The following is a 19,462-nucleotide window of genomic DNA, read 5'->3' as shown; positions in this document are numbered from 1 at the left end:
GAAATCAGTACCGAGAGGTACTGGTTTTTTTGTGTTCTTTTTTAGGTTGAGCGTAGTAGGGGATATCGTGTCATTCTCCATTTCGCGGTGGTATTCAAGGATTGGTCGATCGTATTCTCCATTTGGAGGATGCTATTCTAGAATTCGCATAGGCTATTCAAGGATTCGGGCATCACATTCTAAAATTCACGATTTCTAAACAATTTAACGCGCAAGAATGGTGTCTGTTGGCTCACCAACTGACACGTCTTCTGTTTGTGCAGTATTTTCTAATGAATAAATCGCATTACAGGTTTTAGTTTTTTAGGTATAGTGAGCCTGAAAAAAGACATTCTCGATTTCGCGAGTCGTATTCAAGGATTGGATGAGGGTATTCTCCATTTGGACGGTGTTATTCTAGATTTCGAATGGCCTATTCAAGGATTCGGACATCCCATTCTAAAATTCACGATTTCCAAACAATTTAACGCGCTAGTAGCGAAGCGTAAAAAGACAAATTGGGCTGCTTGTGCAGCCTTTTCTGTTGGCGAACTAACTCACACGTCTTCTGTTTGTGCAGTCTTTTCTAATGAATAAATCGCATTACAGGTTTTAGTTTTTTAGGTATAGTGAGCCTGAAAAAAGACATTCTCGATTTCGCGAGTCGTATTCAAGGATTGGATGAGGGTATTCTCCATTTGGACGGTGTTATTCTAGATTTCGAATGGCCTATTCAAGGATTCGGACATCCCATTCTAAAATTCACGATTTCCAAACAATTTAACGCGCTAGTAGCGAAGCGTAAAAAGACAAATTGGGCTGCTTGTGCAGCCTTTTCTGTTGGCGACATCTATTGAATTGGGTATCGCAGGACAGAACGAATATAGAAAATGTTTATTTAATGTAAGAAAGTGATTGAGCAATATATCCAATAAAAGATACAGCACTTTCTCCAGTCTCTACGAGCAGGTTCATAGAGTCCTTTTACTTGTACAAAAAGCATTAACTCGATATGTTAACTACATAGATTGAAAAAAGAAGGGATGTAGTGAATATGATGAAAAATATATATGATTTTACTGCAACGAATTCAAATGGTGAAGACGTGTCATTGCGCGAATATGAGGGGAAGCCAATGATTATTGTAAATACTGCTAGCAAATGTGGTTTTACACCACAGTTTAAAGAGTTACAAGAGTTGTATGAAGAATATAAAGATCAGGGTCTTGTTGTATTAGGTTTTCCTAGTGATCAATTTAATGATCAAGAGTTTGCAGATATGAAAGATACAATGGAATTTTGTCAATTAAATTATGGTGTATCTTTTCCTATGTTTAAAAAAATTAATGTAAAAGGTGATCAAGCTCATCCTTTGTTCGAATATTTGGTTTCACAAAAGAAAGGTTTATTGACTGAGGACATTAAATGGAACTTTACAAAATTTTTAGTTGATCCTGATGGGAAAGTGGTTAAACGTTATGCACCTCAATCATCTCCTAAAAAAATTGAAGATGATTTACTGAAATATATTTAAGGAAAAATGTGAATACTCTTTCTAATTAAAGCTTCTTGACAGTCTTTGTAGCCGCTGATAACCTTACAATAATATTCAAGAGCATATAGGAGGAGAAGGAGAATATGTGGGAATCTAAATTTGTTAAAGAAGGCTTAACTTTCGATGATGTATTATTAGTTCCAGGTAAATCTGACGTGTTACCAAAGGATGTTGATTTGTCTGTTCAATTAACGGATAAAGTGAAGTTAAACATACCGATTATCAGTGCTGGTATGGATACTGTTACTGAAGCAGCAATGGCTATTTCTATGGCACGTCAAGGTGGACTTGGTGTCATTCATAAAAATATGAGTATCGAAGATCAAGCTGAACAAGTTGTTACCGTAAAACGCTCTGAAAATGGCGTTATTACGGATCCTTTCTTCCTTACTCCAACTCATCAAGTATTTGATGCAGAACATTTAATGGGCAAATATCGTATCTCGGGTGTACCGATTGTAAATAATAAAGAAGAGTTAAAATTAGTCGGAATTATTACGAATCGTGATTTACGTTTCATTCAAGATTATTCGTTAACGATCGATGAAGTAATGACGAAAGAAAAGCTAGTTACGGCACCAGTTGGGACAACTCTTGAAGATGCAGAAAAAATCCTCCAACAATATAAGATTGAAAAGCTTCCAATTGTTGATGAAGCCGGCATGTTAAAAGGCTTAATTACCATCAAAGATATTGAAAAAGTTATTGAATTTCCAAATGCTGCGAAAGATCATCACGGTCGATTGCTTGTTGGAGCTGCAGTAGGAGTAACGTCTGATACAATGAAACGCGTTGAACATTTGGTGAAAGCACAAGTAGATGTGATTGTTATTGATACGGCACATGGCCATTCAAAAGGTGTGCTAGATACGATTCGTTCAATTCGTGCAAATCATCCTGACTTAGATATTATTGCAGGGAATGTGGCAACAGCCGAAGGTACTGCGGCATTATACGAAGCTGGAGCGGATGTTGTTAAAGTAGGAATTGGTCCAGGTTCTATTTGTACAACCCGTGTAGTGGCAGGTGTGGGAGTACCACAAATTACTGCTGTCTATGATTGTGCATCGGAAGCTCGTAAACATGGAAAAACGATTATTGCAGATGGCGGCATTAAGTATTCAGGTGATATTGTAAAAGCTTTGGCTGCTGGTGGACATGTTGTTATGTTGGGTAGCTTGCTTGCAGGTACATCTGAAAGTCCTGGAGATACTGAAATATTCCAAGGCCGTCGCTTTAAAGTCTATCGCGGTATGGGCTCAATTGGCGCTATGGAAAAGGGGTCAAAAGACCGTTACTTCCAAGATGATGCGAAGAAATTGGTTCCAGAAGGTATTGAAGGAAGACTTCCTTATAAAGGGCCACTTTCAGATACGATTCATCAATTAATGGGCGGTATTCGTGCAGGCATGGGTTATTGCGGAACGAAGGATTTAACTGATTTACGTGAACGTTCACAGTTCATTCGTATGACAGGTGCAGGTCTTCGTGAAAGTCATCCACATGATGTCCAAATTACGAAAGAAGCTCCAAACTATTCTATTTAATTTAAAAAGCGAAACTTTAGCACCTATTCTGCGTCTTTTAATTAGGCAGAATGGGTGCTTTTTTCAAGGAATATGCCGGTGAGACGAAATTTATGATAGAATGAGCAAGGGAAAAAGGAAAAATGAGAATGGCGGAGGTTCTAAAAAGTGAAAAGTGTATGGAACAAAGCGCTAGTACGCTGGTTAATCTTACCTATGTTATTGGTGAGCACGGTTGTAGCACAACCAAAATCAGCAGATGCTGCAGATGATAACTTAAATTTATTAGTAGATAGTGCGATTTTAATTGACGCGGATTCAGGAAAAATTTTATATGAACAAAATGCAGATACAGCTGTAGGAATTGCTAGTATGACGAAAATGATGACTGAGTACTTAATGTTTGAAGCGATTGAAAAGGGTCAAATTAAGTGGGACCAACGTTACTCAGTAACTGACTATACGTACCGAATTTCACAAGATCGACGTTTAAGTAATGTTCCATTACGTGAAGATGATTCGTATACGATAAAAGAATTGTATGAAGCGATGGCGATTTATTCGGCAAATGCTGCGACTATTGCAATCGCAGAAACCATTGCTGGAACTGAAACAGAATTTGTTGCGATGATGAATAAAAAAGCTGACGAATTAGGATTAGAAGGCTACAAATTTGTCAATTCGACTGGACTAAATAATGCAGACTTACAAGGAAGCCATCCAGAAGGAACAGGCGAAACGGATGAAAATGTGATGCCTGCAAAATCTGTCGCTAAACTTGCTTATCATTTAATGAAAGATTATCCTCAAGTATTAGAAACAACTAGCATTAAAACGATGAAATTCCGTGAAGGAACTTCTGATGAAATTAAAATGGACAACTGGAACTTCATGCTTCCAGGTCTTGTTTTTGAATACAAAAATGCAACAGTTGATGGTTTGAAAACAGGTACGACTGATTTTGCTGGACATTGCTTCACTGGAACAGCTACGAAAGATGGCATGCGTGTCATTGCAGTTGTTACAAAAGCAGTAGATTCAAAAGGTCAAGGTTCATATAAAGCTCGTTTTGATGCAACTGCGGCTTTATTCAATTACGGATTCTCTCAATTTTCAAAAGAAGAAATTGTTCCTGCTGGTTACAAGTTTAAAAAACAAAAACAACTACCAGTGCAAAAAGGGAAAGAAGACTTCGTTGGCATTACAGTGAAAGATCCAATTGAAATGGTTGTTAAAACAAGTGAAAAAGATTTGTATGTACCTAAGTTAGTAATCGATAAAAAGAAACTAACAGACGGATCTTTAGAAGCTGCGATTAAAGAAGATGAAGTCGTTGGACAAGTTGAAGTTGTTAAATCTGAAGGAACTGATTATGGGTATATTACTGGTAAATCGGCTACTGCTAATGTCGTTACAAACGATGCGGTAGAACGCGCAAGCTGGTTCTCATTAGGACTTCAAGCAGTTGGTCACTTCTTTGCTAACCTTTGGGATGGAGCAAAAGGTTTCGTAACTGGTTTATTTTAAACTACAAAAGACCGTGAAGTCTCATTAAATTGAGAGCTCACGGTCTTTTTCTATTTTACTTTGATTAAATAGAATATCAGCTTTAGGGAACACATCTTGTCTTATCATTAGACAGGATGTGTTTTCTCATTTCATGTAGATGATATTCCCCATGCATTCATTAATAATTGAACGGCTTTTTCAATTTCGGTTTCTAAAAATCCGCCAAAGCCAAGTAAGATTTGTGGTTTTGATGATTGGTCATTAGAAGTCACCATATATTCAGACCGCGCGTATACTCGAATTCCTTGATCCAAAGCTAATTCAACGAGTTCTTTGTCGGTTTTCTCCAGGTCAATCGTTAAGACGATATGCATCCCTGCTTGTTCCCCTGATATTTGTACAAGTGGCGCGTAGCCAGCCAGAGAAGAAGTGAGTTTCTCTAGTTTTTTACGGTATATCTTTCTCATGCGATTTAAATGTTTAGAGAAATGGCCGGCATTCATAAATTGAGCTAAAACATGCTGATCGAGTCTAGGAACCGTTGACGAATAGTAAGGAAATGTTTTTCTATACTCTTGTAAAATATGCATTGGCAACACTAAATAGGCCATTCTTAATGATGGCATTAACGATTTAGAAAATGTACTGATATAAATCACACGCTCACTTTGGTCAATACCTTGCAGGGAAGGAATCGGTTTTCCTATGTAACGAAATTCACTATCATAATCATCCTCAATAATGTAGCGGCCTTCTTTAGCAGAAGCCCAATTCAGTAGTTGAACTCGTCGAGATGCTGAAAGAATTGCACCTGTTGGAAACTGATGAGATGGAGTGACATACGCGACAGAAGCGTCCGTTTTCTCTAGTTCATTCACATTCATGCCATCACTATCTACAGGTATAGGAATGACAGAACGATCATGGTTCACAAATATATGGTGAGTTAACGGATAGCCAGGATTTTCAATAGCATATACAGATTGCTTTCCAAGTAAGCGAATTAACAAAGGCATTAATTGTTCGGTACCTGAACCTAAAATAATTTGTTGAGGCGCACATCGTACACCTCGCGATGAATATAAATAGCTCGCAATTTCTTGTCGTAGCTCTAAATCCCCTTGAGGATGTCCAAGTAATAATAAGTCACGTGAGGACTCATCTAATACATCTTTTGCATACTTCCGCCATTGATTGAACGGAAAAGCCGATGTGTCTATTTTTCCAGAATGAAAGTCGATTGAGTAATTCGGTTTCACAGACTCCATTTCATCTGCAATTTCACGTGGTTGTTCTACATAAGCTAGTTCTGCCACTTCTTCTACAAAAAAGCCGCGTCTAGATACTGAAGAAATAAAACCTTCTGCGACTAGCTGCGCGTAGGCTAATTCTATTGTTGTTTGGCTGATGGATAAAAATTCAGCTAATTTTCTTTTCGAAGGCAACTTGGTTCCAACCAGTAAATCCCCCTTAATAATGGCCTCTTTCATTTCTTCATAAAGTTGGGCATAAAGGGGAGTTTGTGAGGTTTTATTTAATTGGATTAACCACATATCCATCGTTTCCACTCCTTCTGACCATGTTAATAAAGAAGAAACTGACACTTTTATTATGGTCATATTTCATTATACTAAAGATTATTATGGAATGGAGGGTTTATCAATATGAATCAACATCTAACGGGTACGGATCGTGTGAAGCGAGGCATGGCAGAAATGCAAAAAGGCGGCGTCATCATGGACGTAATAAACGCGGAACAAGCACGAATTGCGGAAGCAGCAGGTGCAGTAGCAGTAATGGCCTTAGAACGTGTACCTTCTGATATTCGCGCGGCTGGTGGCGTAGCTCGTATGGCTGACCCTCGTATCACAGAAGAAGTGATGAATGCTGTCACGATTCCAGTGATGGCGAAAGCGCGTATTGGACATATTTCAGAGGCACGCATGCTTGAAGCAATGGGTGTTGACTATATTGATGAATCAGAAGTTTTAACTCCTGCAGACGAAGAGTACCACTTGATTAAGAGTCAATTCACAGTGCCGTTTGTTTGTGGAAATAAAGACTTGGGTGAAGCAGCTCGTCGAATCGGTGAAGGAGCTTCCATGCTTCGTACAAAAGGGGAACCAGGAACAGGGAATATCGTGGAGGCAGTTCGTCATTTACGTAAATTACATGCACAAGTTCGCAAAGTCATCAACATGAATGATGATGAGTTAATGACAGAAGCAAAAATTTTGGGAGCACCCTACCATGTATTACTTGAAATCAAGCGTTTAGGTCGTTTACCCGTTGTTAACTTTGCAGCAGGTGGCGTAGCCACTCCAGCAGATGCTGCATTAATGATGGAGCTTGGAGCGGATGGTGTCTTCGTTGGATCAGGTATCTTTAAGTCAGATAACCCAGCAAAATTTGCACGTGCGATTGTTGAAGCAACAACTCATTATCAAGACTATAAATTACTTGTCGAAATCTCAAAAGACCTAGGAATGCCAATGAAAGGTATTGAAATTTCTCGTTTGGAAGCGAAAGATCGTATGCAGGATCGAGTGCTATAAGATGGTGAAAATAGGCGTATTAGCTCTGCAAGGAGCAGTAAGAGAACATGTCACTTCTATAGAAGCTTGTAGTGCAAATGCGGTGCTTGTAAAACGTGCAGAAGATTTGAATGGAATTGATGGTCTCATTTTACCTGGTGGTGAAAGCACGACGATGAGACGTCTAATCGATTTATATGGCATGATGGAACCCCTTCGTGTATTTGCGAATGAAGGACATCCCATGTTTGGAACATGTGCGGGACTCATTCTTTTAGCGAAATCACTCGTTAATTATGACCAATCGCATCTTGGGTTAATGGACGTAACGGTAGAACGAAATTCTTTTGGCCGCCAAGTTGATAGCTTTGAAGCAAACTTGTCTATTCTCGGAGTAGCGGAAGACTTCCCAGCGGTATTTATTAGAGCTCCTCATATTACAGAGGTAGGCTCTACTACTAAGGTTTTATGTGAACATAATGGCCGCATTGTAATGGCCCAACAAGGTCAATTTCTTGGCTGTTCATTCCATCCTGAACTAACAGATGATCATCGTATAACAGCTTATTTTGTTAAACTTGTTGAAAACCGTATCAACCAAAAAACTTGAAACCTTGAAGTTTGAAAATACATTTACAAAAAATTGAGGCCTACCAAATGGTAGGTTTTTCAATTTTTCCACAAATTCCAAGAATCAGGTGACTGTGGACTAAATTTGACTGGGAATTCTTTATTAAAAACTAAATTTCAAAAAAATGCAGTTGGAAGCACAGGAAAATAAACCCGTAAATCTCCAAATAAAAACAGTCTTCGTTTCCTATATATTCTGAATAGTTAAAAAGTTAGAATGTGAATTACCCGATAAACTATCGGAACTTTCAGAATTTGAGGAGTGAAGTTGAGTGAAGAAGAAGAAATTAGTAAGTTTAAGTTTAGCGGCAACGATGGCATTATCTGCTGCTGTTGCACCTGTATACGCAGCACCTGGTAGCGGAATTTCTGAAAAGATTCATGTAAATGAAAATAGTAAAGCACCAAACTTTATTTCAGGTAAACTATCAGCGCCATCGAAAAAAGCAGCAAAAGAAATAGTATTTGACTTTCTTGCACAAAAACAAGGAGTTTATAAATTTAGCAATGATCCATTTTCAAGCTTTAAAGTTGTTAAAGAGTCAAAAGATGAACTTGGCTTTACGCAACTGAAATTACAACAAATTTATAAAGGTGTTCCTGTATTTGGAGCAGTTGTTACAGCTCATGTTAATAAAGAAGGCGTACTAACAGCGGTTTCTGGGGAAGTTGCACCTGAACTTGATAAAAAAGCAGCTTTAAAAGAAGGATCTAAAGTAAAACGAGCTGATGCTGTGGCAACAGCAGCCAAAGATTTGGAAGCAAAATTAGGTGAAACACCTGAGTTAGAACATGAAGCGACTCCAGAATTTGTTGTTTATACAAGAGATGGAGAAGCGAAGTTCGCTTATGCAGTAGAATTTGAATTCCTTTATCCTTCACCAGGGAATTATCAATACTTCGTGGATGCCCAAACTGGAGAAATTTTAAATTCGTATAATCAAATCCATGAAGCTAAACCTAGTGAAGGCGTCACTTCACCAACAGGTACAAATACAGTAGGAACTGGTAAAGGTGTGTTAGGAGATTCTAAATCGTTTAATACCGTAACAAATAGTAATGGATCATATTTAGTGGATCGCACGCGAGGAAATGGTATTTTTACATATGATGCAAAAAACCGGACTCGTACGCCAGGAACATTATGGTTAGATGCAGATAACGTATATAATGCAGCTTACGATGGTGCTGCTGTTGATGCTCATGCGTATGCGGCACAAACCTATGATTATTATAAAGATGTACATGCACGTAATAGTTATGATGGAAATGGGGCACAACTAATCTCAACTGTGCATTATGGACGTAATTACAATAATGCATTTTGGAGCGGGTCTCAAATGGTTTATGGAGATGGCGATGGTTCAACATTCATCCCGTTATCTGGGGCACTTGATGTAATCGCTCATGAATTAACACATGCAGTTACAGATACAACAGCAGACCTGATTTATCAAAATGAATCTGGGGCTATCAATGAGTCCATGTCTGATATTTTTGGTACATTAGTTGAATACCATTTTAATAACAATCCAGATTGGCAGATTGGTGAAGACATCTACACACCATCAACTGCTGGCGATGCGCTTCGTTCAATGGCTGACCCAACTGAAAGTGGCGATCCAGATCATTACTCAAATCGTTATATCGGAACATCAGATAACGGTGGGGTTCACTGGAACAGTGGTATCAGTAACAAAGCTGCTTACTTATTATCAAATGGTGGAACACACTACGGTGTAAGTGTAGCTGGAATTGGTAACGACAAAACAGGGAAGATATTCTATCGTACTTTAACTCAATATTTAACTCCAAACTCTACATTCAGTCAGTATCGTGCAGCATCTGTTCAAGCGGCAACGGATTTATACGGAGCTAGTAGTGCTGAAATGACGAGTGTGAAAGCGGCATTTAGTGCAGTAGGTGTAAATTAAAGAAGCGATATGGATTATTACGTATAAGTTTACGAATATAGGTATCTACATACAGCTTGCACCATTTTTGGTGCAAGCTGTATTCAACTGTAGACTATGAAAACAGTATCCATGTATAAAAATTGATTTCCTTCGCGACGGCTTCAAGCACGTGGAATAGTTTTAGTAGGAAAGTGGTTGGCTATTTCTGAAGACTCCTGCGGAAAAACGAAACACGCTAGACCCCACAGGCAACGAATTGTGCACAATTCGTTTGCGACGAGTAACCGCAGGAGCATAGGTTTTTAATAGCCGAGGAGGCTGGCGTTTCGTCCGCGGAAAGCGAAAGAAATAGCCGACCACCTTCATTTTCAGACACCATTTTTAGTTCAACCTGTATTTTTCAAAAGTGAATAGGTGCTTGCCAAATGTCACATCCTGTAGTAAAGTATGTTTAATTTCACATATGAAACGATGATGGGAAGTAGTAACAAGCTCTGTTTTTTCTAGAGAGCCGGCGGGTGGTGCAAGCCGGTAAAAACACTTGTGAATCCGTCCTGGAGTTGCGCAACTGAACGAATAGTAAGTTGTAGCCGGTTGAAAAGCCGTTATGAAACAAGTGGATTTGTTTGTAATGAACAAGTCAATCAGGGTGGCAACGCGGGTAGCTCTCGTCCCTTTCCAAGGGGATGGAGGGCTTTTTTTGTTGTCTAAAAGTCTTATTCCACTTTCCATCATCACCATTCAAAGGAGGAAAAAACATGTTAGATGTAAAACGCGTCAGAGATAATTATGAAGAAGTCAAAGCAAAATTAGAAAAGCGTGGCGAAGACCTCGGGAATTTCGATCAGTTTGCCGAGTTAGATGGGAAACGTCGTGAATTAATCGGTAAAGCAGAAGTGTTAAAAGCAGAACGTAATGAAGTATCAGGTCAAATTGCTACAATGAAACGTAATAAAGAAAATGCTGATGATTTAATTGTTCGTATGCGTGAAGTAGGCGACGAAATTAAAGTGATTGATGATGAGCTTCGAGAAGTAGAGGCGAAGTTTGAGGATATGATGATGCGTCTTCCTAATATTCCACATGAAAGTGTTCCAGTTGGCGAAACGGAAGACGATAATGTTGAAGACCGTAAATGGGGAGAAATTCGTGAATTTGATTTTGAGCCAAAACCGCATTGGGATATTGCGACAGACTTAAATATTATTGATTTTGAACGTGCAGCAAAAACAACAGGTAGCCGTTTCTTATTTTACCGTGGACTCGGTGCACGTTTAGAGCGAGCGTTGATGAACTTTATGATCGACCTTCATACAGAAGAGCATGGTTATGAAGAAATGCTACCACCTTACTTAGCGAACCGTGCGAGTTTAACGGGTACTGGTCAATTGCCTAAATTTGAAGAAGATGCATTCTTAATTGAAAAAGAAGATTTCTTCTTGATTCCAACATCAGAAGTAACGGTTACAAATTTCTATCGTGATGAAATTTTAACGAATGATATGTTGCCACAAGGGTTTGCTGCATATAGTGCATGTTTCCGTTCTGAAGCGGGATCTGCAGGTCGCGATACGCGTGGGTTGATTCGCCAGCATCAATTTAACAAAGTCGAATTGGTTCGTTTTGTTAGCCCAGATGATTCTTATAACGAGTTGGAGAAGTTAACTGGACATGCTGAAAAAGTTCTTCAATTATTGGGACTGCCATACCGCGTTCTGAAAATGTGTACAGCTGATTTAGGATTTACGGCTGCGAAAAAATACGATATAGAAGTATGGATTCCGGCGCAAGGTGTATACCGTGAGATTTCTTCTTGCAGTAACTTTGAAGATTTCCAAGCTCGTCGTGCGAATATTCGTTTCCGTCGCGAAGCGGGTGGAAAACCAGAATTCGTTCATACATTAAACGGAAGTGGTTTAGCGCTTGGTCGTACGGTAGCTGCTATTTTGGAAAACTTCCAACAAGAAGATGGATCTGTTATCATTCCTGAAGTTTTACGTCCATATATGGGTGGAAAAAAAGTCATTGCAAAAAAATAGACTTTAGTTAGCAGAACAACTTTAAAAAATTGAAATGAAAAAACCAGAAATGATCCGATTATCGGTTTCGTTTCTGGTTCTTTTTTTGTTCGCGTAATTGACGGAAGAAAGTGGTTAGAATTCCGCCACATTCGTCAGCAAGAACACCTTCTGTTACTTCGCATTCATGGTTAAAGCGCTCATCATTCAGTAAACGGTAAAGTGAGTCTACGCATCCTGCCTTTGCATCACGTGCACCGTACACTACATGCGGAATACGCGATTGTAAAATAGCTCCCGCACACATAGGGCAAGGCTCAAGCGTGACATAAAGCGTGGTTTCTTCTAAACGCCAGCTTCCTATTTTTTGACACGCCTCTTGAATCGCGATCAATTCTGCGTGTGTCGTTGCATTTTGCGTGGTTTCTCTTAAATTATGAGCACGCGCTATTATTTCTCCCTTATAGGTAATAATAGCTCCGATTGGGACTTCACCTAACATCGCAGCTTTATCAGCTTCTATTAAAGCTTCTCGCATATAATGGCGATTTGTTTCCATTGCATCCATTCGTCATCGCTCCTTGTGTTTAGTGTAGCATGTTTTATTCACCTGTCGCATATCGTAAGTGAGATGTTGTAAAGGAGGATACTCATGATTTATGTTGTGAAGTCCGGAGATAGCCTGTACTCAATCGCCAATCGATTTAATGTAAATGCCGCTAATTTAGCTACTTTAAATGAACTTGAAGATCCGGATGTGTTAGTCATTGGTCAGACACTCGTCATTCCAGGTGCGCCTGATCCTTCTCGGCCCACCATTGAATCAAATGCATATGTGGAATGGTATACGGAACGCCCAGCACAAAGCTTATTGGACGAAGTTAAAAAGCGTGGTCCATTGCTTACGTATATGATGCCTTTCTCATATGATGTGAAACGTGATGGTTCATTAACCCCGTTAAATTGGAACGGACTCGAACAGATTGCTGCGGATGAAAATATCATTGCTGCCATTGTTATTTCTAATATTGAAGATGGTGCATTCAGTGATACGCTCGCCCAAGCGATATTTGCTGATCCTGCCATTCAAGACAAACTGATTCAAAATATTTTAGCCGAAGCTAAGGCGAAAAATGCGAAAGACATTCATGTCGACTTTGAATATTTACGCAAAGAAGATCGACAAGCGTACGTTGATTTTTTAAAGAAATTAAAAGAGGCTGCGAAAGGCTTGGCATTATCTGTCGCACTAGCGCCTAAAACATCTGCAACTCAAGTTGGTAAATGGTATGAAGGTCATGATTATAAGCAAATTGGTGAGGTAGCTGATTTCGTTGTTATTATGACGTATGAATGGGGATACAGTGGTGGACCACCGATGGCCGTTTCGCCAATTGGTCCAGTTCGAGAAGTTCTCACTTATGCCTTAACAGAAATACCAGGGAATAAAATTATGATGGGGCAAAATTTGTATGGCTATGATTGGACGTTGCCTTTTAAAGTAGGTAACCCGAACGCTAGAGCTCTGAGTCCAAAACAAGCAATTGAATTGGCAAGAGAAAGAAACGCAGCTATTTCTTACGATACAACATCCCAAGCACCATACTTTAACTATTGGTTAGATGGCAAAGAACATGTTGTTTGGTTTGAAGACGCAAGGTCTATAAACGCTAAGTTTGAGTTAATCAAAGAGTTAGGGTTACGAGGTATAAGCTACTGGCATATCGGTTTCCCATTCCCTCAAAACTGGCTTTTATTAAACGAATTGTTTCAAGTGAAAAAGGTGCAGAGCTAAATCACTTTTCCTCTTTGGAAAAGTAGATTTTGGCTCTGTTTTTCATTTTCTTGCTATGTTAGAATTAAAAGCACTGATTGATATTGAACAATAAGTAAAATTTCAATAGGATAAATCCACACTTTGTGAAGTTCCGATTGAATACCTCTATTAAAGGAGATATCTGATGCCGATCCCATTTATCACAGTCGAAGGTCCGATTGGCGTTGGAAAAACATCGCTATCAAAAGCCATCGCTGATACGAATAATTTTCATCTGTTAAAAGAAATTGTGGATGAAAATCCGTTTTTGAATAAATTCTATGAAGATATTGAAGAGTGGAGCTTCCAAACGGAAATGTTTTTCCTTTGTAATCGTTACAAGCAGTTAAGTGACATTCAAAAAAAATACATATCGAAACAACAACCCGTTGTAGCTGATTATCACATCTTCAAAAACCTTATTTTTGCAAAACGTACGTTACAACCTGAGGAATATGTAAAGTATGAAACCATATACCGAACGTTAACTCATGATATGCCAAAGCCGAACATGGTCATTTATTTGCATGCAAGCTTAGACACATTGATGAAGCGCATTGCGTTACGTGGTCGTGAATTTGAAAAAATGATATCGGCCGAATACATGGAACAGTTATCTGCTGATTATCATACGTTCATTCAGCATTTTGAAGAAACACATCCTGAAATACCAGTTCTTCGTTTTAATGGAGACGAAATCGATTTTGTTCAAAACGAAAGTGATTTGACATGGATTTTAGATCAAGTACAAGAAACGTTAGAAAAAAGGAGTCTCCAAGTATGAACTTACGCGAAAAATATGGTATCCCTAAAAATGCTGTCATCACGATAGCCGGTACAGTAGGTGTTGGTAAATCAACAATGACGAAAGCTTTGGCAGATGCATTACAATTCCGCACATCATTTGAAAAAGTAGATGCTAATCCATACTTAGATCGATTTTATGATGATTTTGAAAAATGGAGTTTTCATCTGCAGATCTATTTCCTAGCAGAACGCTTTAAAGAACAAAAACGTATCTTTGAATTCGGTGGAGGATTTATTCAAGATCGATCAATTTACGAAGATACAGGCATTTTCGCAAAAATGCATATGGAAAAAGGAACGATGAATCTAACCGATTACGAGACGTATACAAGCTTGTTTGATGCAATGGTTATGACACCTTATTTCCCACATCCAGATTTATTGATTTATTTAGATGGTTCAATCGAAGACATATTAGGCCGTATTCAAGAGCGTGGACGTCCTATGGAACAACAGACGCCGGTTGAATATTGGTATGAAATGCACGAGCGCTATGAAAACTGGATTAATTCATTCAATGCATGTCCAGTATTGCGTTTAAACATTAATGATTATGATTTAATGAAAAATCCCGACACGGTAGAAGCAGTTGTTGAGCGTGTTGGCCATTTTATCCAACAAACATCTTTATTACGTAAATAGTAGGACAAGCCTTCAGGCTGTAAAACAAACTCTTTTTATACGTTTGTTTTACAGTCTGTTTTTGTTTTTAATGAATATCACTTATTTCTTAGATGAATTGCTCGAGTAAGGATACTTCTTTCCGTTTCAATGGAACGGCTATATTAGAAGGATGCATGATCTAATTAGTTGATTAATGGCTATCATTTCCGCTTTGCGCGGACAGAATTTCAGCCAACTATCACTTAATAAACAACAAAAAGTCCATAACAAAAAAGACGACTCCTAGGAGTCGCCTTCATAATATTCTGATTAGTTATGTTAGAAGAAAATTCGTTACCTAAGCAACGAATACAATCTCCATATATATGCGCGTGTTTGTTGAAAGTATGGAGGAGGAAGAGGGATTCGAACCCCCGCGGGATTTGACTCCCCTGTCGGTTTTCAAGACCGATCCCTTCAGCCGGACTTGGGTATTCCTCCGTGTCAACAAAATATAATTTATCATGTACAAAAAACAAAGTCAACAAAAATAGCAAAAAAAATTATTGTTTTATTATTTTGTTTTTTCTTACAAAAAGCATAGTGATTATTCGCTATTAGTATTTCTCCACTAAGCACGCTTTTTTCTCATAAGAATCTCATTTCCTAAAAGTACCGTTTATATATTCATAGTAACCGATTGATTTTTTCATTTGAAATCGTTATACTAGTAAATGCCGTGCTAGGTGGGAAGGTAGCGGTGTCTTGTAACTCGCAATCCGCTCTAGCGAGACTGAACTCCTTCTCGAGGCTGTTTATATGTAGGGTCTGACTTTTGCACGTAGTGTTGACGTCTGGGTCCTGCGCAATGGGTGTCCATGAATCAGGTCAGGTCCGGAAGGAAGCAGCCTTAAGTGGTTTTACTCATGTGCCGCAGGGTCGCCTAAACTGAGCTAACGACAGAGGTTCCGCTTATGTATTCCAGTCGAAGGAAGGTGCACGGTATACATACTTCCATTCAGGTGTTTGTTCGCAATGCGAACAAGCGCCTTTTTTCATTCCTTAAAAACGTAATTTTCATCTTCATGAAATGGGAAGAACAGGTTAGATATGATATACTAAAAGGACTGTTTAAAATCATTTAATAAGGGGAGAAATCAGTTGGCGTATCAAGCTTTTTATCGTGTCTACCGCCCGCAATCTTTTGCGGAGATGTCAGGCCAAGCACATATAAAACAAACCCTTCAAAATGCTCTCCTTCATAATAAAACAACGCACGCGTATTTGTTTTCAGGTCCAAGGGGAACAGGAAAAACGAGTGCGGCCAAAATATTTGCGAAAGCACTAAACTGTGAACGGGCACCGATTTCTGAACCATGTAATGAATGTGATTCATGTACGAGTATTACAAATGGGTCAAACACAGATGTCATCGAATTTGATGCAGCTTCGAATTCACGTGTTGAAGAAATTCGAGATGTCATTGAAAAAGTACGCTTTGCACCTGCAAATTCTCGTTTCAAAGTATATATCATTGATGAAGTCCATATGTTATCTAACAGTGCGTTCAATGCCTTATTAAAAACACTAGAAGAACCACCCGAACATGTGGTATTCATTCTTGCAACAACTGAACCTCATAAACTACCATTGACAATTATTTCCAGATGTCAGCGTTTTGACTTTAAACGAATTACAGCGTCAGACATTGTCGATCGTATGCAAGTCGTGCTTGCAGATTCTAATATCCCTTCAAATGAGCAAGCTTTGAAAGTAATTGCTCAAGCTGCAAGTGGCGGGATGCGAGATGCACTAAGTATGTTAGATCAAGTGGTGTCATTTAGTGGAGAAGAAATGACGGTTAATGATGCTTTGTTGGTCACTGGTTCTATCGGACAAGAAGTGTTTTATCAACTAGCTGAGGCTTTATTAACCAAAGAGGTTGGAAAAGTTTTAATGCTTTTGGAAGAGTTAATGAAAGAAGGAAAAGATCCTGTACGTTTAACAGAGGATATGATTACGTTTTTCCGAGATCTCTTGTTAATGAATACAGCACCGGATTTAGATGAATTGTTGGAACTAGCGTCTGCAGAAGTGAAATTTAAAGAACTTGCAGAACAGTTTTCGTTAGAAAAGTTATATCAATTCATTGAAATCCTTTCAGCAACACAACAAGAGATGCGATTTTCAAATCACGCAAAAGTGTATTTAGAAACAGCTTTATTGAAAATGTCTCAAGTGAAGGACGGGGCAGTCACTTCCCATTCAGTCGATTTAACACCTTTTGAGGAGAAAATCGAACAACTTGAAAGAACAGTAATTGCTCTGGAACAACAAGTGCGACAAGGACTTTCTGGAAATGCCGGGGCAGCGCAACAAGCGACTGAACCTCAAAAACGTCAGCGACCGAAATCCCAATCAGGTTATAAAGTACCGACTGGCCGAATTGCTGAAGTATTAAAGACAGCAACAAAAGACGATATTCAGTTAATCAAAACCCACTGGGCAACGATTATGAACCAATTGCAAAAATCACACGCTGCTTTATTGAATGAAGCAGAACCTGTAGCCGCATCTGGAAGAGCTTTTGTGTTAAAATTTAAGTATGATATTCATTGCCAAATGGCGGCGGATAATCAAACCTTCTCAAGCAGCTTTACTCAGATTCTTCTTAACTTAACGGGGAATTCATATGAAGTATTGTTTGTACCTGAAGAAGAGTGGATGAAAATCCGTGAAGATTTTATTCGTCAAAATGGCTTGAAGCCGACTACGCCTGAATCTTCTGATGTTGAGCAAGCCGCTGACGAAATGATGAGTTTTATGCAAGCGGAGGAAAGAGCTTCAGAAGATCCATTGATTGTAGAGGCTGAAAAACTGTTTGGTAAAGAATTTGTAGAAATACATGATGACTAAGGAGGAATTTTAAATGCGCGGAATGGGAAATATGCAAGGTATGATGAAGCAAATGCAAAAAATGCAAAAACAAATGGCTGAGGCTCAAGAAGAATTAGGAACACAACGCTTTGAAGGTGTAGCTGGAGGCGGAATGGTTAAAGTAACAGTTTCAGGGCATAAAGAGGTATTAGAAGTAGCTCTTGATGAATCTGTTGTTGATCCAGAAGATGTTGAAATGTTACAAGATTTAATCGTCATCGCTACGAACGAAGCAATGAAAAAAGCTGAAGAAACAACGAACTCCACGATGGGACAATTCACGAAGGGATTGAACCTCCCTGGCATGTTCTAGGAGGAAACCATATGCACTATCCTGAACCAATATCAAAACTCATTGATAGTTTTATGAAATTGCCAGGTATCGGGCCGAAAACTGCGGCCCGTCTGGCGTTTTTTGTTTTAGGTATGAAAGAAGATACCGTTCTCGACTTTGCAAAGGCTTTAGTTGATGCAAAACGAAATTTGAGTTATTGCACCATTTGCGGACATATCACAGATACGGATCCTTGCCGAATCTGCCAAGATAAGCAACGTGATGACACAATTATTTGTGTAGTCCAAGACCCTAAAGACGTGATAGCTTTGGAAAAAATGCGAGATTATCACGGATTGTACCACGTTCTACACGGCGCCATTTCTCCAATGGACGGAATAGGTCCTGAAGACATTAACGTGCCACCCTTATTAAAAAGGTTGCAGGATGAGAGAGTGCAAGAATTGATATTAGCAACGAACCCTACTATAGAAGGGGAAGCCACTGCTATGTATATTTCAAGGCTTGTTAAACCATCCGGCATTCGCACTACACGCATTGCCCATGGCTTACCCATCGGTGGAGATTTAGAGTACGCAGATGAAGTGACCTTGTCAAAAGCGTTAGAAGGTAGACGCGAGTTGTAAAGAGGAGGGCATTGCGTAAAATGTTTTTTCGAAAAGGGAAACTTAAAAAAGAATTCGATGAAAACCTAATTCGATTAATAAGAGAGACAAATGAAGATTGGAAGAACGCTCAAGTCATCGAAGACTTTCTAGATGACTACGATCTGTCCGTCATTGCTCAACGAAAAATTGCAGAGAGTAAACATTTCTTTCTATTTAAAGAAGCGAAGATTCGAAAGATACTTTTAAAATGAAGCATATGTTATACCAATCTCTTCATATATTAGTGGACAACTAATAGGAAGGTGGAAAGCGATATGAAACTCGCTCTTTATGTGATTGGTATAATATTACTTCTTTTTTTATTTTTGAATAAACAATCGAAAGTCAAAGTAATTGAACTTTTTTCGATTTGGTGGTTTAGAATTGCAATGGCATTCGTTGTATTGTTTGGAATTCACGTCATCTCTGGGTTCTTCGGCTTTTATGTGCCGGTAAACATCCTTTCAGGACTAATGATTGCGACGCTTGGAATCCCAGGAATATTAAGTGTATTGTTGATTTCTTATGTTTTATAACTTATTTCAAATAATGTATTGACTTTGTTTAATACATAGCGTAATATAATAAAGGTCGCTAAGGTGCGATGCAAAACATGAACCTTGAAAACTGAACAGCAAAACGTCAACGAAATATAGCGATGATCGCTTAGGCGATCGGAGCAAAAACGTT

General features: G+C 38.8%; 19 protein-coding genes, 1 tRNA gene, 1 other RNA gene and 1 other annotated feature. Of the genes, 18 read left to right on the top strand and 3 right to left on the bottom strand.

Features of this window, described 5'->3' with window-relative positions:
* Positions 1 to 381 precede the first annotated feature (381 nt).
* The 5 genes from ACHUE4_RS16245 (at position 382) to ACHUE4_RS16225 (ending at position 4,587) form a co-directional block, all read left to right on the top strand.
* A complete protein-coding gene (locus tag ACHUE4_RS16245; RefSeq protein WP_394191947.1) occupies positions 382 to 576 on the top strand; it encodes a hypothetical protein in 195 nt (64 codons plus the stop codon).
* A 101-nt stretch (positions 577 to 677) separates the two neighbouring features.
* Entirely contained in the window at positions 678 to 836 is a 159-nt protein-coding gene (locus tag ACHUE4_RS16240) for a hypothetical protein (RefSeq protein WP_394191945.1), read from the top strand.
* A gap of 200 nt (positions 837 to 1,036) precedes the next feature.
* Positions 1,037 to 1,513 (top strand): glutathione peroxidase, encoded by a 477-nt coding sequence (locus ACHUE4_RS16235; RefSeq protein ID WP_394191949.1) that lies wholly within the window; start codon positions 1,037 to 1,039, stop codon positions 1,511 to 1,513.
* Positions 1,514 to 1,617: 104 nt separating this feature from the next.
* Positions 1,618 to 3,081: an IMP dehydrogenase gene (guaB, locus tag ACHUE4_RS16230; protein WP_394191943.1), complete on the top strand. Its 1,464-nt coding sequence runs from the start codon at positions 1,618 to 1,620 to the stop codon at positions 3,079 to 3,081.
* Between the two features lie 147 nt (positions 3,082 to 3,228).
* Entirely contained in the window at positions 3,229 to 4,587 is a 1,359-nt protein-coding gene (locus ACHUE4_RS16225) for a serine hydrolase (RefSeq protein ID WP_394191941.1), read from the top strand.
* Between the two features lie 131 nt (positions 4,588 to 4,718).
* Here the strand turns inward: ACHUE4_RS16225 and pdxR are convergent, their stop codons facing one another.
* Complete coding sequence (gene pdxR / locus ACHUE4_RS16220; protein ID WP_394191939.1) at positions 4,719 to 6,128, bottom strand: MocR-like pyridoxine biosynthesis transcription factor PdxR; 1,410 nt, start codon at positions 6,126 to 6,128, stop codon at positions 4,719 to 4,721.
* Between the two features lie 105 nt (positions 6,129 to 6,233).
* Here pdxR and pdxS point away from each other — a divergent pair, with 105 nt between their 5' ends.
* From pdxS to serS, 4 genes are all read left to right on the top strand, one after another.
* Complete coding sequence (gene pdxS / locus ACHUE4_RS16215; protein WP_394191937.1) at positions 6,234 to 7,124, top strand: pyridoxal 5'-phosphate synthase lyase subunit PdxS; 891 nt, start codon at positions 6,234 to 6,236, stop codon at positions 7,122 to 7,124.
* A 1-nt stretch (position 7,125) separates the two neighbouring features.
* The gene (pdxT, locus tag ACHUE4_RS16210) at positions 7,126 to 7,713 is read left to right on the top strand and encodes a pyridoxal 5'-phosphate synthase glutaminase subunit PdxT (protein ID WP_394191935.1); all 588 of its coding nucleotides are present in this window, start codon (positions 7,126 to 7,128) and stop codon (positions 7,711 to 7,713) included.
* 292 nt (positions 7,714 to 8,005) lie between these two features.
* On the top strand, positions 8,006 to 9,667 hold the full coding sequence (locus ACHUE4_RS16205; protein ID WP_394191933.1) for a M4 family metallopeptidase: 1,662 nt from the start codon (positions 8,006 to 8,008) through the stop codon (positions 9,665 to 9,667).
* Positions 9,668 to 10,111: 444 nt separating this feature from the next.
* Positions 10,112 to 10,328 (top strand) — a binding site (T-box leader).
* Positions 10,329 to 10,407: 79 nt separating this feature from the next.
* Complete coding sequence (gene serS, locus ACHUE4_RS16200) at positions 10,408 to 11,688, top strand: serine--tRNA ligase (protein ID WP_394191931.1); 1,281 nt, start codon at positions 10,408 to 10,410, stop codon at positions 11,686 to 11,688.
* A 58-nt stretch (positions 11,689 to 11,746) separates the two neighbouring features.
* On the opposite strand, the gene tadA is transcribed toward serS, so the two are convergent.
* Entirely contained in the window at positions 11,747 to 12,235 is a 489-nt protein-coding gene (gene tadA / locus ACHUE4_RS16195) for a tRNA adenosine(34) deaminase TadA (RefSeq protein WP_394191929.1), read from the bottom strand.
* Between the two features lie 84 nt (positions 12,236 to 12,319).
* Between tadA and ACHUE4_RS16190 the strand changes: the two genes are divergently transcribed.
* The 3 genes from ACHUE4_RS16190 to ACHUE4_RS16180 all read left to right on the top strand — a co-directional run bounded on the left by ACHUE4_RS16190 (position 12,320) and on the right by ACHUE4_RS16180 (position 14,932).
* On the top strand, positions 12,320 to 13,462 hold the full coding sequence (locus ACHUE4_RS16190) for a glycosyl hydrolase family 18 protein (RefSeq protein WP_394191927.1): 1,143 nt from the start codon (positions 12,320 to 12,322) through the stop codon (positions 13,460 to 13,462).
* A 166-nt stretch (positions 13,463 to 13,628) separates the two neighbouring features.
* Positions 13,629 to 14,267, top strand: a complete 639-nt coding sequence (locus tag ACHUE4_RS16185; RefSeq protein WP_394191925.1) for a deoxynucleoside kinase — start codon at positions 13,629 to 13,631, stop codon at positions 14,265 to 14,267.
* On the top strand, positions 14,264 to 14,932 hold the full coding sequence (locus ACHUE4_RS16180; RefSeq protein ID WP_394191923.1) for a deoxynucleoside kinase: 669 nt from the start codon (positions 14,264 to 14,266) through the stop codon (positions 14,930 to 14,932). Before ACHUE4_RS16185 ends, ACHUE4_RS16180 begins: the two co-directional genes overlap by 4 nt.
* A gap of 369 nt (positions 14,933 to 15,301) precedes the next feature.
* Here ACHUE4_RS16180 and ACHUE4_RS16175 read toward each other — a convergent pair.
* Positions 15,302 to 15,394: transfer RNA gene (locus ACHUE4_RS16175), tRNA-Ser, on the bottom strand.
* Positions 15,395 to 15,630: 236 nt separating this feature from the next.
* Here ACHUE4_RS16175 and ffs point away from each other — a divergent pair.
* The 6 genes from ffs to ACHUE4_RS16145 all read left to right on the top strand — a co-directional run bounded on the left by ffs (position 15,631) and on the right by ACHUE4_RS16145 (position 19,308).
* An RNA gene (ffs, locus tag ACHUE4_RS16170) (signal recognition particle sRNA large type) lies at positions 15,631 to 15,896 on the top strand.
* A gap of 158 nt (positions 15,897 to 16,054) precedes the next feature.
* The gene (dnaX, locus tag ACHUE4_RS16165; RefSeq protein WP_394191921.1) at positions 16,055 to 17,809 is read left to right on the top strand and encodes a DNA polymerase III subunit gamma/tau; all 1,755 of its coding nucleotides are present in this window, start codon (positions 16,055 to 16,057) and stop codon (positions 17,807 to 17,809) included.
* A gap of 13 nt (positions 17,810 to 17,822) precedes the next feature.
* Positions 17,823 to 18,143, top strand: coding sequence for a YbaB/EbfC family nucleoid-associated protein (locus ACHUE4_RS16160; RefSeq protein WP_394191919.1), 321 nt, complete (start codon positions 17,823 to 17,825; stop codon positions 18,141 to 18,143).
* Positions 18,144 to 18,154: 11 nt separating this feature from the next.
* Positions 18,155 to 18,751 carry a recombination mediator RecR gene (recR, locus tag ACHUE4_RS16155; protein ID WP_394191917.1) on the top strand — a complete coding sequence of 199 codons (597 nt, stop codon included), beginning with the start codon at positions 18,155 to 18,157 and terminating at the stop codon, positions 18,749 to 18,751.
* Positions 18,752 to 18,771: 20 nt separating this feature from the next.
* Entirely contained in the window at positions 18,772 to 18,984 is a 213-nt protein-coding gene (locus ACHUE4_RS16150) for a YaaL family protein (RefSeq protein ID WP_394191915.1), read from the top strand.
* Between the two features lie 63 nt (positions 18,985 to 19,047).
* The gene (locus ACHUE4_RS16145) at positions 19,048 to 19,308 is read left to right on the top strand and encodes a pro-sigmaK processing inhibitor BofA family protein (protein WP_394191913.1); all 261 of its coding nucleotides are present in this window, start codon (positions 19,048 to 19,050) and stop codon (positions 19,306 to 19,308) included.
* Positions 19,309 to 19,462: the final 154 nt, after the last annotated feature.

Origin of the sequence: Paenisporosarcina quisquiliarum (assembly GCF_043641925.1) — a bacterium.
GTDB classification, from domain to species: Bacteria; Bacillota; Bacilli; order Bacillales_A; family Planococcaceae; genus Paenisporosarcina; species Paenisporosarcina quisquiliarum_A.
The sequence above is the reverse complement of the archived record's forward strand: the minus strand, read 5'-3'. Positions and strand labels throughout refer to the sequence as shown.